This window comes from Micromonospora vulcania, from assembly GCF_042658605.1.
In the GTDB taxonomy this organism is placed as follows: Bacteria; Actinomycetota; Actinomycetes; order Mycobacteriales; family Micromonosporaceae; genus Micromonospora; species Micromonospora vulcania.
This window is the reverse complement of sequence record NZ_JBHSQS010000015.1, coordinates 85,691-98,881: the sequence shown is the minus strand read 5'-3', so window position 1 is coordinate 98,881 and position 13,191 is coordinate 85,691. Positions and strand designations below refer to the sequence as shown.

Here is a 13,191-nt window from a genome sequence, read left to right as displayed (position 1 = left end):
ACGGCGTACCGGTTCAGATCCAGGGCACCTGCGGGGACGGGTAGAAGTTGACCTCCTGCAGGCGCCACCGGGGTGCCTGCGCGCCCAGCCGGACCCGGAAGGACTCCCAGTCGTGGCTGGCGGCCGTGGACCAGCCGAGTTCGGCGATGGCGGGCAGGCGCGGGAACGCCATGTACTCGATGTCGTCCAGGCTGCGCAGCGTCTCGGACCACAGCGGCGCCTCGACGCCGAGGATCGCGTCCTCACCGACACCGGCCACCCGGTGCGCCGGATCCCAGCCGTACGCGTCCCGCACCTCGATGTAGGCGGCCCACTGCAGGCCCAGCCGGGTGCTGGGGTCGTACTTCATGTCCAGGTAGCTCTTGTTGGCCGGCGACATGATCACCTTGTTGCCCCGGGCGGCGGCCCGGGCCAGGTCGGCGTTGGTCGTGCCGGTGCCCCAGAACTGCGCCACCACGTCGGTGGACGGGTCGACCCGCATGATCTCGTTCCATCCCGAGGCGCGCTTGCCGTACTTGCTGACCAGCGGCAGGACCCGCTCGACGAAGGTGCGGTAGTCCTCATCGGTGGTGGCGTGCGCCTCGTCGCCGCCGATGTGCAGGAACGGCCCGGGGGTGATCTCGGCGAGTTCGCGGATGACGTCCTCGACGAACCGGTAGGTCAACTCGTCGTCGATGCACAGCGAGCTGTAGCCGACCGCCATGTCGGTGCGCGGTGCCGGGGCGACGCCGTCGCAGTTGAGCTCGGCGTACGTGGACTGGGCGGCGTTGGTGTGCCCGGGCATGTCGATCTCGGGAACGATCGTGATGTGCCGCGCGGCGGCGTATGCGACGACGGCCTTGTAGTCGGCCTTGGTGAGGAACCCGGGCCCGACGCCGTCGACTCCGGTGCCCGGGCCGCCGCCGACGGTGGTGAGCCGGGGCCAGGAGTCGATCTGGATCCGCCAGCCCTGGTCGTCGGTCAGGTGCAGGTGCAGGTAGTTGATTTTGTACTGGCTCAGCAGGTCCACGTACGCGGTGATCTCGTCCACGGTGTGGAAGTGTCGCGCCAGGTCGAGCATCGCCGCCCGGTACGCGAAGCGCGGGTAGTCCACGATCCGCCCGCCGGGCACCGTCCAGGTGATCCGCTGCCGGTTGGACGCCTCGATCTGGGCGGGCAGCAGTTGGCGCAGCGTCTGGGTGCCGGCGAACAGGCCGGCGGGGGTGTTGGCGCGGATCGTCACGCCACGGCGGGTGACGTCCAGTTGGTAGCCCTCCTGGCCGACGCGCGCGTCCGTGGCGCCCAGGACCAGGGCGATCTCGGGCAGCGGCGTGGAGCGTACGGGCAGCACCGGCAGCGGGTAGCCGGTCGCGGGGCGCAGTGTCGCGGCGAGTTGCCGGCCGACCTGCCAGGCGGCGAGCGAGCCGGGGGCGGTGCGGATGACGGTCAGCGGGCCGAGCCGGAACGCGCTCTGGGCGTCCGGGTGGCTCTCGACCGGCACGGGGATCACGTCGCTGAGCTGCCGGGTCCCGACGGTCGGCGCGGCGGCGGCCGGGGCGGCGGGAAGGGTCAACGGGAGTCCGAGTGCGGCGATGGCCAGCAGCCGCGTCAGGGTGTGTCGGCGACGCACGGGTACCTCCAGGCGGGTTGCGATCGACCTGTATCGATCAGGCCTGAACCTACCCGCCCCCCGCCGGGACTGTAAACCTTCCTAATCGTTGTGCCGGGGCGGACCGACGTTGGGCGCGGCGCTGTCGCCGACCTCACGTGCGCCCGGGGGCGGGGAATCTCCGGCCCGGCCGTGCCGTTGCCCGGATGGAAGATCAGGTCACAAGATCGAATGGAAGTACGATGAACGTGCGCTCAGACGCGGTGGTGCTGTTCGGCGTCACGGGAGACCTCGTCTCGAAGAAGCTGTTCCCGGCGCTGTACGAGCTGACCCGGCGCGGTCGCCTCGACGTCCCGGTGATCGGTGTGGCCCGCTCCCCCTGGGACGACCAGCAGCTCGTCACCACCGCCCGCAAGTCGGTCAACGAGGCGAACGACGAGGTCGACGACGAGACCTTCGACGCGTTGGCCCGGAACCTCTCGATGATCTCCGGTGACTACGCGGACCCCGCCACGTACCAGCGGCTGGCCGAGCGTCTGCGCGACGCCGAGCGACCGATCTTCTACCTGGCCATCCCCCCGGCGGTGTTCGGGTCCGTCATCGACGGCCTGGCGGCGGTCGGCCTGGCCGAGCGCGGTCGGGTGATCGTGGAGAAGCCGTTCGGACGCGACCTGACGACCTCGCACGAGCTGGACCGGACGCTGCGCGCCGCCTTCGACTCCGAGCGCGTGTTCCGCATCGACCACTACCTCGGCAAGGAAGCCGTCGAGGGCCTCTACGCCTTCCGGTTCGCCAACCGGCTGTTCGAGCCGCTGTGGAACAACGAGCACATCGACAACGTGCAGGTCACACTCGCCGAGGGCTTCGGCACCCAGGGTCGCGCCGGTTTCTACGACACCGTGGGCGCCACCCGCGACGTGCTGCAGAACCACATCCTGCAGGTCGTCGCGCTGATCGCCATGGAGCCGCCGGCGTCCGAGGACACCGACGCGTTCAACGCCTCGGAGGTCGCGGTGCTGCGGCAGATCGAGCCGCTCGCGCCGCAGGCCACCGTGCGGGGGCAGTACGCCGGCTACCGCGACGAGCCGGGCGTCGCGTCGGGGTCGAACACCGAGACGTTCGTCGCCACCCGGCTGACGGTCAACTCGCCCCGCTGGGCCGGGGTGCCCTTCTACCTGCGTACCGGCAAGAGCCTGCCCGCGACGGCAACCGAGGTCGTCGTCGAGTTCAAGCAGCCGCAGCGCACCCTCATCCCCGCCGAGGGCGGAGCCGCGACGGCCGCGAACCTGCTGCGGTTCCGGCTCGGCCGGGGCGACGGCATCACGATGTCGATCCAGGCCAAGAGCCCGGGCGCCGAGGTCGCGAGCCGACCGGTGGACCTGTCCGTGGACTTCGGCGCGGCCCTGGGACGCCGGCAGGAGGCGTACGAGCGGCTGCTCGACGACGCGATGGACGGACAGCACCTGCGGTTCGCCCGCGCCGAGACCATCGAGCAGGAGTGGCGCATCGTCGAGCCGATCCTGGACCTGCCGACGCCCGTCCAGTCGTACGACAAGGGCACCTGGGGTCCGGCGGACGCCGACACCCTCGCCGGTGGCTGGCACGCCCCGCACCTGCGGTAGCGGCACTCCCCGACCATCCCGCGGGTCGGGTCCTGTTCATCCACGGCACCGTCGGCTCGCTCAACTCCGGCGCGACCCTGCCCGCGCACCGCGGCCGGGGTGCGCAGTCGGCGTTGCTGGCCGCCAGGGCGAGCGCCGCCGCGGCGGCCGGCTGCCGGTGGGTCACCGCCGAGACCGGAAGACCCGCCCCGGGTACGTCGAACTCGTCGCTGAACAACATGCTCCGCGCGGGCCTCACGCCGCTGTACGACCGGCGTAACTGGGTCTGGCGGGCGGCGGCTCAGTAGCCCGCGGCCATCAGCGCCTCGGCCGGCTCTGTGCGCTGATGCCGCGGATGCCGGCGAGGGCGAACTCGACACCCAACTCGTAGTAGGTGTCCCGGTCGGTGCAGAGCGTCAGCGCGTCCGCGGCCGCGACGACGTGCGGGTAACGCTGGGGTGCGAGGGCGCTCAGCGCCGACCGCTTGGCGCGAATGGCGTCGTCCCGGGTCTGCGGATCGGTGCTCTCCGTGGCACCGGGCTCGGTGGTCACCAGAGTCACCAGCGAGCAGAGGGCCTGACTGCCGACCTCGGTGGCCTGCTCGGGCGGGAAGCCCGCCTCGGCGAGCAGCGCGAGGGTGCGTTCGACCAACGTCAGGCCGGGCTCGGAGAGCAGGACCCGGGTCGGGAGGAGCCCGGCGACGGTGGGATGCGGACGGATCGCGTCGAGGCAGGCGGCCAGGATGCCACGCATCTGCCGGTCCCAGGGCTCGGCGCTCGCCTCGGGCAGGTCGACGTCGGCGAGCAGGCGGGCGGCGAGCGCGTCGAGCAGGTCGTCCTTGTCCCGGAAGTGCCGGTAGAGCGCCATCGGCGTGACCCCGTGCTCCTGGGCCAGCCGGCGGATGGTGATCGCGCCGAGACCCTCCGCGTCGGCGATGCGCAGGGCGCTGGCGACGATCTTGTCCGGGTCGAGCCGGGGCTGGGTTCCGGTGTTCCTGCTCATACTCGCCACGGGGCTAGTCTACTCCGTAGACCTGAGGTATACGTTGTATGCGTACGGCGTAGACGACGCGATGTGCGACGTCCCCCTTCCACGGTGAGGTAGGCAATGCGACGTAATCCCTGGGCGACACTGGCGGTCCTGTCGGTGGCGCAGTTCATCGTCATCCTCGATGTGACGATCGTGAACGTGGCGCTGCCCGACATCCAGACCGACCTGAACTTCACGGCCGACAACCTGCAATGGGTGATCAGCGCGTACACCCTGCTCTTCGGTGGTCTCCTGCTCCTGGGCGGACGCGCCGCCGATCTGCTCGGCGCCCGCCGCGTCTTTCTCATCGGCCTCGCGGTGTTCGGGGCGATGTCCCTGCTCGCCGGATTGGCGACCACACCCGAGCTGCTGATCGCCGCGCGCGCCGTGCAGGGATTGGGCGGCGCGCTGCTGTCCCCCGCGGCGTTGGCCATCCTCACCGTCACGTTCGCCCACGGGCGCGAACGCACCATCGCGATGGGCATCTGGGGTGCGCTCGCCGGGCTCGGCGGAACGCTGGGCGTGGTGGCCGGCGGCCTGCTCGTCGACTCGTTGAGCTGGCGGTGGGTGTTCTTCGTCAACGTACCCATCGTGATCGCGCTCGTGGCGATCGTCCCGACCTTCGTGGCGGCCGTGCGGCACACCCAGCCCGGCCCGCGGACCTTCGACGCGTTCGGCGCCGTTCTGGGCACCGCCGGTCTGCTCGCGGTCGTCTTCGGCGTGGTCCGCGCCGAGTCCGCCGGCTGGGGCTCGGCGCAGGTGCTCACCGCCCTCATCGGCGGCGTGGCGCTGCTGGTCGTCTTCGTCGGCGTCGAGGCGCGCTCGGCCGCGCCGCTGGTGCCGTTGCGGCTGTTCAACTCGCGGGCGCTGAGCGTGTCCGGCGGCGCGCTGGCGCTCAACGGCGCCGCGTTCCTGTCGATGTTCTTCCTCACCGCGCTCTACCTGCAACAGGTTCGCGGCGCGTCACCGCTGACCGCCGGCCTGCAGTTCCTGCCCATGGGCGCCACCGCCATCGCCGGCGCGGCCATCGCCACCCAACTGGTGCACCGGCTCGGCACCCGCACCATGCAGCTCATCGGCGCGCTGCTCAGCGTCGTCGGCCTGCTGCTGCTCGCCGGAGCCGGAGCCACCGGCGCGTACGCCACCGAACTGCTACCCGGCCTGCTGCTGTTCGGGCTGGGGATCACCACACTCGGCGTACCCGCCCAGATCACCGCGATCTCCGACGTCGAGCACCACGAGGCCGGTGCCGCCTCCGGGGTCGTGACCGCCGTGTACCAGGTCGGCGGGGCGCTCGGCCTGGCCATCGTCACGACCCTGTCCATCACCCACGTCACCGACGCCCTCGGCCACGGCGCCAGTCAGCAGCAGGCCCTGGTCGACGGGTTCCACCGCGGACTGTTGATCGCCGCCGTGTTCGCGATCCTCAACCTGGTCATCTCCCTGGCCACACCGCAACTACGCCCCGACGCCGAACAGGTCGCCGAGGCAACGGTCGCGGCCTGAGGCCCGCGCCGCTCGGCGGCGGCGTCAGGGCCAGGTGCGCGGACCGGTCGCGGCTGCCATTGGGTACGCGAGTGAGCGAACCCGCCGCGACGTTGTCCCGGCTCCTTCGCTCAAACCCAGACACGGGAAAGCCCCCGGTTCACGCCGGGGGCTACCGTGCTGACCTGGTCAGGCGACGGGGCTGAAGGCCTTCGCGAAACTGACGAAGCCCTGCCACTGCGCGGGGCCGAAGGCCAGCGTGCCGCCGTCGCGGTCCTTCGTGTCGCGAACGAGGACGATGCCCGGCAGGTTGTCTGCCACCTCGACGCAGTTGCCGCCGTTGTTGCCGCTCTTGGTGCTCTTACGCCACTGCGCACCCGTCATGTCCATGATGCTGCCGCTTCCCTAAAGATCCAGGGATTGCGTCCGGGACAGCGCTTCGCCGCGAACACACTCCCACCGCCGTTCCAGCGTACCAACGTCGATGGTCTGCTCCTTCGCTCCAGCCCGGACACGGAAAAGCCCCCGGTTCGCGCCGAGGGCTACCGTGCTGACCTGGTCAGGCGACAGGGCCGAAGGCCTTCGCGAAACTGACGAAGCCCTGCCACTGCGCGGGGCCGAAGGTCAGCGTGCCGCCGTCGCGGTCCTTCGTGTCGCGAACGAGGACGACGCCCGGCAGATTATCGGCAACCTCGACACATGCCCCGCCGTTGCCGCCAGACTTCGTGGACTTCCGCCACTGAGCGCCGGTCATGTCCATGTCTTCGCCGCTTCCTTGATCAGGTCGAGTGACTGAACCATCGGGAGCGCATGACTCCTGACGTGCTCCCATGTCTTTGCCAGCCTAGCAACGTCAGCGGGGTTGGCCACGATCTGCGCACTGAGCTGGTTGTCCGCGTAGGCGGAGCGCGTCCCGTCGGTCATCGACGCGATGATGAACTGACCCGCGAGGCCGAGGTAGACGCCTACGTCGGCCGGGACGACATGTACCTGAGCCAACTCCTCATCGATGCAGGACACCAGGTGCTCCAACTGCTCTCGCATCACCTCGGGTCGTCCACGTACCGGCCGCCTGAGCGCCGCCTCATCGATCACCGCGACGATCTGGGGTCGGTTCTCGTGGGCCAGGATCGCCTGCCGCTCAAGCCGGGAGGCGACAAGTTGCTCCACTTCCTCAGCGGTGAATCGGCCGCCGGCCAAGGTGGCACGTGAATACGCCTCGATCTGCAACAAGCCCGGAATGTATGCCGGCTCGAACCAGTGCAGTGCCGTCGCCTCGCGCTCAATCTCGATCCACTCGCGCAGCCATGTTGGGGTGCCGCCGTACTGCGCGAATTCTCGCCAGAACGTGAGGAAGAAGCCGCCCGTTTCAAGAGCTTCGTCTACGGCCTTCCAGAAATCGTCTCGTGCTATCCGTGTGCCCGTCTCAACGCCGCTGACCTGCGTGTCGCTCCAGTGCATCCGTTCGGCGAGCTGCACTTGAGTCAGTCCGGCGGCGCTTCGGTGTCGCCGTAGCTCGCGGACCATGAACTGATACGGCGAAATTCCCACGCGTTCCCCGCCTTTCCCCAGTGTCGGTCTTGATCGACCCGCAATCCGCGAGCGTCCGCCCGATGGTCGCCTATGTATTCCGAGCGTAGGGGTCAATTGTCCAGGGTGGAAGCAGACGGCGCGGCCGGCAGGGACCACGAGACCCGGCGGACGCGTTCGTAGCGGGGCCGCCCCGGTTGGGCGAGCACTCACGGGGGCGGCCCTTCCCAACACCAGCCACAGGGGAAAGACCGTGCCCGACGAGAAGCCAACGCCGCTGGACGTCCGGGAGGTGCGCTCCGGCGACCTTCTGCACCTGACCCGGGCGGCGAGCCCTCAGTTCGCTCAACCCATCATGGTCCGCGTGATCCGCGCCCTGCCCGACCGACACACCTACCACGGTTGGCTGTGGATCGAGGCGTACCAGCTCGGTCCCAACGGCGACGCGATCGAGCGCCGCGAGCTGTTCGTGATGCCGGCCGGCGTGCGGTGGATGACGTCGGCGTCAACGCCTGCCCGTCGTACCCCCGTTGGGGTTGGTCGGTGATCCGCCGCCGGCTTGCGCACCTGCCCACCCGGCCGACCTGGCGGTGCCAGGCGTGCGGGATCGCCTGGCCGTGCTCGGCGGCGAAGCTGAACCTGCTTGCCCGGTACCGGGAGGATCGGGCCGCGCTTCTCGTGCACCTGGCGGCGCTGCGGGACGAAGCCGCGGCGCAGCTGAGCGCCGGGCAGCCCGACAGCGTCGCGTCGGCAGACCTCGCCGAGCGGTTCACCGGCTGGGCGTCCGCCCGCTAGCACCGGGGCGAGCACTGACTGACCGCTCAGCTCACCGTAGCGACCGTCCGGCGACGGTGAGGTTTGCCGCGTCCGTTTGGTGGGGGCACGTTGTGAGGACGTTTCTCGATCCGCTTCGGAGAGGAAGCAGCGCATGCTTTCCGCACTCGATCGTCGGCACACCGTCGCGCCGCCCGGGTACAGCCGGTGGCTCATACCCCCGGCGGCGTTGGCCATCCACCTCTGCATCGGCCAGGTCTATGCGACCAGTGTCTACAAGAACTCGTTGATCGCCCACTTCGACACCAGCCAGACCGCGATCGGGGTCATCTTCAGCATCGCGATCGTGATGCTGGGACTGTCCGCGGCGGTCGCCGGGACCTGGGTGGAGGCGAACGGGCCGCGTAAGGCGATGTTCGTCTCGGCCTGCTTCTGGGCGACGGGCTTCCTGGTGGGCTCGCTGGGCATCGCGACGAAGCAACTGTGGTTGCTGTACCTGGGCTACGGGTTGCTCGGCGGCATCGGGCTGGGGATCGGGTACATCTCCCCCGTCTCCACGTTGATCAAGTGGTTCCCGGACCGGCCGGGCCTGGCCACCGGCCTGGCGATCATGGGGTTCGGCGGTGGCGCGATGGTGGCCTCGCCCCTGTCGAGGCAACTGCTGTCGTTCTACGACCCGGGCTACGACCCGGCCAACGCCGGTTCGACCGCGTCGGGAAGCGCGCTGGTGTGGCTCTTCGTGACGCTCGGCCTGGGCTACTTCGTGGTCATGATGTTCGGGGTGGCGAACGTGCGGGTGCCGGCGGCGGACTGGCGACCGGCCGGCTTCGACCCTGCGGCGGTGGCGGCGAAACCGCTGGTCACCACGGCCAACGTGTCGGCGGCGAACGCGGTGAAGACCCGTTCGTTCTGGCTGCTGTGGGTGGTGCTGTTCTGCAACGTGACGGCGGGCATCGGAATCCTGGAACAGGCCAGCCCGATGATCCAGGACTTCTTCCGGGACAGCGGCACCTCGGCGGTGTCGGTGGCGGCGGCCGGCGGGTTCGTGGGGCTGCTGTCGCTGTTCAACATGGCGGGCCGATTCGCGTGGTCGTCCACCTCGGACCTCATCGGGCGCAAGCCGATCTACATGGTCTATCTCGGCGTCGGCATGGTGCTGTACGCACTGCTGGCCCTGGTCGGGCAGACGGCGACGGCGCTGTTCGTGCTGCTGGCGTGCGTGATCCTGTCGTTCTACGGCGGCGGGTTCGCCACGGTGCCGGCATACCTGCGCGACCTGTTCGGCACGTACCAGGTGGGCGCGATCCACGGTCGGCTGCTGACCGCGTGGTCGGCAGCCGGGATCGCGGGCCCGCTGATCGTCAACGGCTTCCTCGACGCGCAGGGTAAGCCGGGCACGTTGACGGCGGCGGCGTACCGGCCGGCGCTGTTCACGATGGTCGGCGTGCTGGCGCTGGGCTTCGTGGCGAACCTGCTGGTCCGGCCGGTGCCGGAGCGGTTCCACGAGCCACCCACGGGCCGGGACACCGACGACGACACGGCGGCGGAGACGGAGACGGCGGAGACGGCGGAGAGGAGCGGTACGCGATGAGCGACGACGGCCGGAACGGGCAGCAGGCCCGGTTGTGGATCTCCTGGTTGGTGGTGGCGGTGCTGCTCGGGTACGGGGTGGAGCAGACGGTGATCACGGCGGCGAAGCTGTTCACGCACTGACACTCCTCCGGCGGTCTCCGGCTCCGCGCACGCGGGGTCAGAGACCGCCGGAGACCCGCAGGACCGTGCCGGTGGCGTAGGAGGCGTCCGGGCCGAGCAGCCAGGCGATGGCGGCCGCGATCTCGTCCGGCTCCCCGGCACGACCCAGGGGGATGCGGCCCGCGGCCGAGTCGGCACGATCGGGTACGCCGGAGTCCGCGTGGATCTCGGTACGCACGATGCCGGGGGCGACCCCGTTGACCCGGATGCCTCGTGGGGCGAGTTCCTTGGCCAGGCCGACGGTGAGGGTGTCGGTGGCGGCCTTGACGGCGGCGTAGTGCACGTACTCCCCGGGGCTGCCAAGGGTCGCGGCGGCCGACGAGACGTTGACGATCGCGCCGGGACCGGCCATCCGGCGGGCGGCCTGCTGGGCACACAGGACGTAGCCGACGAGGTTGACGTCGACGACCCGACGCAGGTCCTCGACGCGCAGCTCGGTGAAGGGGCCGATCGGGCTGGTGACGCCGGCGTTGTTGACCAGGCCGGTGAGCGGGCCGAGCTGGGTGGCGGCGTCGAACAGGGCGTCGACCTGGTCCGGGTCGGTGGTGTCGGCGCGTACCGCGATGGCCTGCCGGCCGGTCGCGCGCAGGTCGGCCAGGACGGCGTTCGCGGCGTCGTCGTCGCGGCGGTAGCACAGGGCGATGTCGTGACCGGCCCGCGCGAGACGGCGGGCGGTGGCCGCGCCGATGCCACGGCCGCCGCCGGTGATGACGGTGACAGGTGCCATGGCCCCTCCCTTCGGGCTGTCGTGCTGGTCGCGCCGACGCTACCGTGACCGGCGCGGGTCGGCGGTGGAGAGGAGCGTCACATGGAGCGGGCGTTGGTGCTCGGCGGCGGCGGGGTGACCGGGATCGCCTGGGAGCTGGGGCTCCTGGCGGGGCTGGCCGAACGAGGTCTGGCGGTGTCCGACGCGGATCTGGTCGTGGGCACCTCGGCCGGCGCGCTGGTGGGCGCGCTGGTGTGCTCGGAGGTGCCGCTGCAACGGTTGTACGAGGCACAGTTGACGCCGCCCAGAGGTAAGGCGGCGGCACGACTGGGCTGGGTGGCGTTGGCGCGGCTCGCCTGGGCCGGCGGCCGTACCCGCGACGCGGTGCGGGCACGCGCGCGGATCGGGGCGATGGCCGTGTCGGCGCGTACCCCGTCGGAGGCCTCGCAACGCGCGGTCATCGAGGCCCGCCTGCCGGTGCGGGAGTGGCCGGCGCGGCGGCTGCTGGTGACGGCGGTGGACGCGTCGTCCGGCGAGTTCGTGGTGTTCGACAGCGACAGCGGAGTGTCCCTGGTGGACGCGGTCGGGGCCAGCTGCGCGGTGCCCGGCGTGTGGCCGCCGGTGACGATCGGCGAGCGCCGGTACGTCGACGGCGGGATGCGCTCGACGGTCAACGCGGACCTGGCGGCGGGCGCGGAGCGGGTGCTGGTCATCGCGCCGACCTCGGGGGCGTTCGGGCCGATGCCGCGACTGTCGGCGCAGGTGGCCGGGCTGCGGTTGGCCGGGGCGCGGGTGGCGGTGGTGACGCCGGACGCGGCGGCGCGTACCGCCATCGGCCGCAACATGCTGGACCCGGCCCGGCGGATGGGATCGGCGCGGGCGGGGTGGGCGCAGGCCGCGGCGGTGGCGGACGAGGTGGCGACGCTCTGGGAGTGATCGCCTACGCTCACGCGCGTCGGATCGGACAACGGAGGTGCGCGGTGGCGGATGTGAAGGTCGGGGATCTGGTCGAGGATTTCGAGTTGCCGGACGAGACGGGCACGCCGCGGCGGCTGTCGGAGTTCCTGGCGACCGGGCCGGTGGTGCTGTTCTTCTATCCGGCGGCGATGACCCGGGGGTGCACGGCGGAGAGCTGCCACTTCCGGGACCTGGCCGCGGAGTTCACGGCGCTGGGCGCGTCCCGGGTGGGCATCAGCCGGGACTCGGTGGCGAAGCAGGCCGAGTTTTCCAAGCTGCACGGCTTCGACTACCCGCTGCTGTCGGACCCGGACGGCGTGGTCGCGCAGCAACTCGGAGTCAAGCGGCGGCTGCCGCTGGGCCCGTTGAGCATGAAGCGGATGACGTTCGTGATCGGCGCGGACCGGCGGGTCATCGAGGTGATCCACAGCGAGGTCAGCATGAACGAGCACGCCGATCAGGCACTGCGGGCGCTGGGCGGCTGACCGCGCGTCAGCCCCCGTGCGGCGGGTGTCGCAGCCGGCTGATATCAAGACAGCAATCAAACAGGTGTACGGAAGAGGGTTCTGATGGATGCCGGCCAGGGTTTGTCCACTGACGAGGTGCAGGGCCTCCGGGAGGCGTTGGCGGCGGGCCGCCGGCCCAAGGTGGTGTTCACCGCCTCGGCGGGGCAGATCGCCGGTCAGGTGGGTCAGGTCGTCGAGCTGACCGATCCCGAGGTGTCGGACGAGTTCGTGGTGGTGCGGTTCGGGCGCGACGAGTTGCCGTTCTCCCCCGCCGACCTGGCGGTGGCGCCCAAGGGCGTCGGTCGTCGGGTGGCCGAGCCGAAGGCCGAGCCGGAGCCGGAGCCGGCCGCCGCGGTCGAGCCGGAGTTCGTGTTGGACACGCCGCGGGTGCCGACGCCGCGACGGGAGGAGCCGAAGGTGGAGCAGCAGGTGGAGCAGGTGGACAAGGCGCCGGTGAAGCGCGCGGTCAAGGCGGTCAAGCCCAAGAGCCCGGCCGGGCTGACCGTGACGCTGGCGTACGCCGACGGTGAGTGGACGGTCGCCGCGCAGCAGGGCACCAAGGCGCTCGCGAAGCCGTACGTGGTGAAGCCGGCCGAGGCGCTCAAGATGGTGGCGCTGGTCGACGTGCCGGGTGTGCAGGAGGCGGTCGAGCAGATCCTGGGCACCGAGCGGGCCGAGGCCGAGCAGCAGGCCGAGAAGCTGCGCGCGGAGTTGGCGGAGATTGAGGCGCGGCTCGCGGAGCTGCGCGAGGCGCGCTGAGCCGTCGGGTCAGTGCCGGCTGTGGTGGTCGAGCAGCCGAGTGAGTAGTCGGGTCAGTTGGGCACGTTCGGCGGCGGACAGCGGGGCGAGCAGCTTGTCCTGCACCCGGTCGACGGTCTTGCTGAGTCGGCGGGCCTCGTCGGCGCCGGCGTCGGTGAGGTTGATGACGTTGCGGCGACGGTCGGCCGGGTCGGGTGCGCGCACCACGAATCCCCGGCCGACCAGGTCGTTGATGGCCGCCACGACGTCGCTGCGGTCGATGCCGCAACGACGGCCGAGGTCGGCCTGGCTGGAGGGGCCGTCCTCGGCCAGTGCGGCCAGCAGCCGGGCGTGGTAGCCGCGCAGGTCGTGCGCCGCGAAGCCCTCGCTGACCAGGCGGCCGGCGTGACTGGCGGTCTGGTTGAGCAGCCAGCTGGGGGTGGTGCGGAGCCCGGCGGGTGACAGTGGGCCGGTGGAGTACATGGGCGGCACCCTACCAGTAATCGTTGGCGTGACCCACGAAGC

16 protein-coding genes are annotated in these 13,191 nt (G+C 70.9%); 9 read left to right on the top strand and 7 right to left on the bottom strand.

Annotation, left to right across the window (positions count from 1 at the left end):
* Positions 1-13: 13 nt before the first annotated feature.
* On the bottom strand, positions 14-1,609 hold the full coding sequence (locus ACFQGL_RS23225; RefSeq protein WP_377514464.1) for a beta-N-acetylhexosaminidase: 1,596 nt from the start codon (positions 1,607-1,609) through the stop codon (positions 14-16).
* Between the two features lie 221 nt (positions 1,610-1,830).
* Here ACFQGL_RS23225 and zwf point away from each other — a divergent pair, with 221 nt between their 5' ends.
* Positions 1,831-3,210: a glucose-6-phosphate dehydrogenase gene (gene zwf, locus ACFQGL_RS23220; protein WP_377514462.1), complete on the top strand. Its 1,380-nt coding sequence runs from the start codon at positions 1,831-1,833 to the stop codon at positions 3,208-3,210.
* A gap of 297 nt (positions 3,211-3,507) precedes the next feature.
* Here the strand turns inward: zwf and ACFQGL_RS23215 are convergent, their stop codons facing one another.
* Positions 3,508-4,191, bottom strand: a complete 684-nt coding sequence (locus ACFQGL_RS23215; protein WP_377514513.1) for a TetR/AcrR family transcriptional regulator C-terminal domain-containing protein — start codon at positions 4,189-4,191, stop codon at positions 3,508-3,510.
* 105 nt (positions 4,192-4,296) lie between these two features.
* Between ACFQGL_RS23215 and ACFQGL_RS23210 the strand changes: the two genes are divergently transcribed.
* A complete protein-coding gene (locus ACFQGL_RS23210) occupies positions 4,297-5,724 on the top strand; it encodes a DHA2 family efflux MFS transporter permease subunit (protein WP_377514461.1) in 1,428 nt (475 codons plus the stop codon).
* 168 nt (positions 5,725-5,892) lie between these two features.
* Here the strand turns inward: ACFQGL_RS23210 and ACFQGL_RS23205 are convergent, their stop codons facing one another.
* The 3 genes from ACFQGL_RS23205 to ACFQGL_RS23190 all read right to left on the bottom strand — a co-directional run bounded on the left by ACFQGL_RS23205 (position 5,893) and on the right by ACFQGL_RS23190 (position 7,254).
* Positions 5,893-6,093: a DUF397 domain-containing protein gene (locus ACFQGL_RS23205; RefSeq protein ID WP_377514460.1), complete on the bottom strand. Its 201-nt coding sequence runs from the start codon at positions 6,091-6,093 to the stop codon at positions 5,893-5,895.
* 169 nt (positions 6,094-6,262) lie between these two features.
* Complete coding sequence (locus ACFQGL_RS23195; RefSeq protein WP_377514459.1) at positions 6,263-6,463, bottom strand: DUF397 domain-containing protein; 201 nt, start codon at positions 6,461-6,463, stop codon at positions 6,263-6,265.
* Entirely contained in the window at positions 6,454-7,254 is an 801-nt protein-coding gene (locus tag ACFQGL_RS23190; protein WP_377514458.1) for a helix-turn-helix domain-containing protein, read from the bottom strand. Before ACFQGL_RS23190 ends, ACFQGL_RS23195 begins: the two co-directional genes overlap by 10 nt.
* Positions 7,255-7,486: 232 nt before the next feature.
* Here ACFQGL_RS23190 and ACFQGL_RS23185 point away from each other — a divergent pair, with 232 nt between their 5' ends.
* The 4 genes from ACFQGL_RS23185 (at position 7,487) to ACFQGL_RS23170 (ending at position 9,720) form a co-directional block, all read left to right on the top strand.
* Positions 7,487-7,780 carry a hypothetical protein gene (locus ACFQGL_RS23185; protein WP_377514456.1) on the top strand — a complete coding sequence of 98 codons (294 nt, stop codon included), beginning with the start codon at positions 7,487-7,489 and terminating at the stop codon, positions 7,778-7,780.
* A complete protein-coding gene (locus tag ACFQGL_RS23180) occupies positions 7,777-8,028 on the top strand; it encodes a flavin reductase (protein ID WP_377514455.1) in 252 nt (83 codons plus the stop codon). Before ACFQGL_RS23185 ends, ACFQGL_RS23180 begins: the two co-directional genes overlap by 4 nt.
* A gap of 133 nt (positions 8,029-8,161) precedes the next feature.
* The gene (locus ACFQGL_RS23175; protein ID WP_377514454.1) at positions 8,162-9,598 is read left to right on the top strand and encodes an OFA family MFS transporter; all 1,437 of its coding nucleotides are present in this window, start codon (positions 8,162-8,164) and stop codon (positions 9,596-9,598) included.
* Positions 9,595-9,720: an MFS transporter small subunit gene (locus ACFQGL_RS23170; RefSeq protein WP_377514453.1), complete on the top strand. Its 126-nt coding sequence runs from the start codon at positions 9,595-9,597 to the stop codon at positions 9,718-9,720. The genes ACFQGL_RS23175 and ACFQGL_RS23170 overlap by 4 nt, the downstream gene beginning before the upstream one ends.
* A 37-nt stretch (positions 9,721-9,757) precedes the next feature.
* Here ACFQGL_RS23170 and ACFQGL_RS23165 read toward each other — a convergent pair whose 3' ends face one another.
* Positions 9,758-10,486, bottom strand: coding sequence for an SDR family NAD(P)-dependent oxidoreductase (locus ACFQGL_RS23165; protein WP_377514452.1), 729 nt, complete (start codon positions 10,484-10,486; stop codon positions 9,758-9,760).
* 81 nt (positions 10,487-10,567) lie between these two features.
* Between ACFQGL_RS23165 and ACFQGL_RS23160 the strand changes: the two genes are divergently transcribed.
* The 3 genes from ACFQGL_RS23160 (at position 10,568) to ACFQGL_RS23150 (ending at position 12,687) form a co-directional block, all read left to right on the top strand.
* Positions 10,568-11,401, top strand: coding sequence for a patatin-like phospholipase family protein (locus tag ACFQGL_RS23160; protein ID WP_377514451.1), 834 nt, complete (start codon positions 10,568-10,570; stop codon positions 11,399-11,401).
* Between the two features lie 44 nt (positions 11,402-11,445).
* A complete protein-coding gene (locus ACFQGL_RS23155) occupies positions 11,446-11,907 on the top strand; it encodes a peroxiredoxin (RefSeq protein ID WP_377514450.1) in 462 nt (153 codons plus the stop codon).
* 84 nt (positions 11,908-11,991) lie between these two features.
* Entirely contained in the window at positions 11,992-12,687 is a 696-nt protein-coding gene (locus ACFQGL_RS23150) for a hypothetical protein (RefSeq protein ID WP_377514449.1), read from the top strand.
* A 9-nt stretch (positions 12,688-12,696) separates the two neighbouring features.
* On the opposite strand, the gene ACFQGL_RS23145 is transcribed toward ACFQGL_RS23150, so the two are convergent.
* The gene (locus tag ACFQGL_RS23145) at positions 12,697-13,149 is read right to left on the bottom strand and encodes a MarR family winged helix-turn-helix transcriptional regulator (protein WP_377514448.1); all 453 of its coding nucleotides are present in this window, start codon (positions 13,147-13,149) and stop codon (positions 12,697-12,699) included.
* Positions 13,150-13,191: the final 42 nt, after the last annotated feature.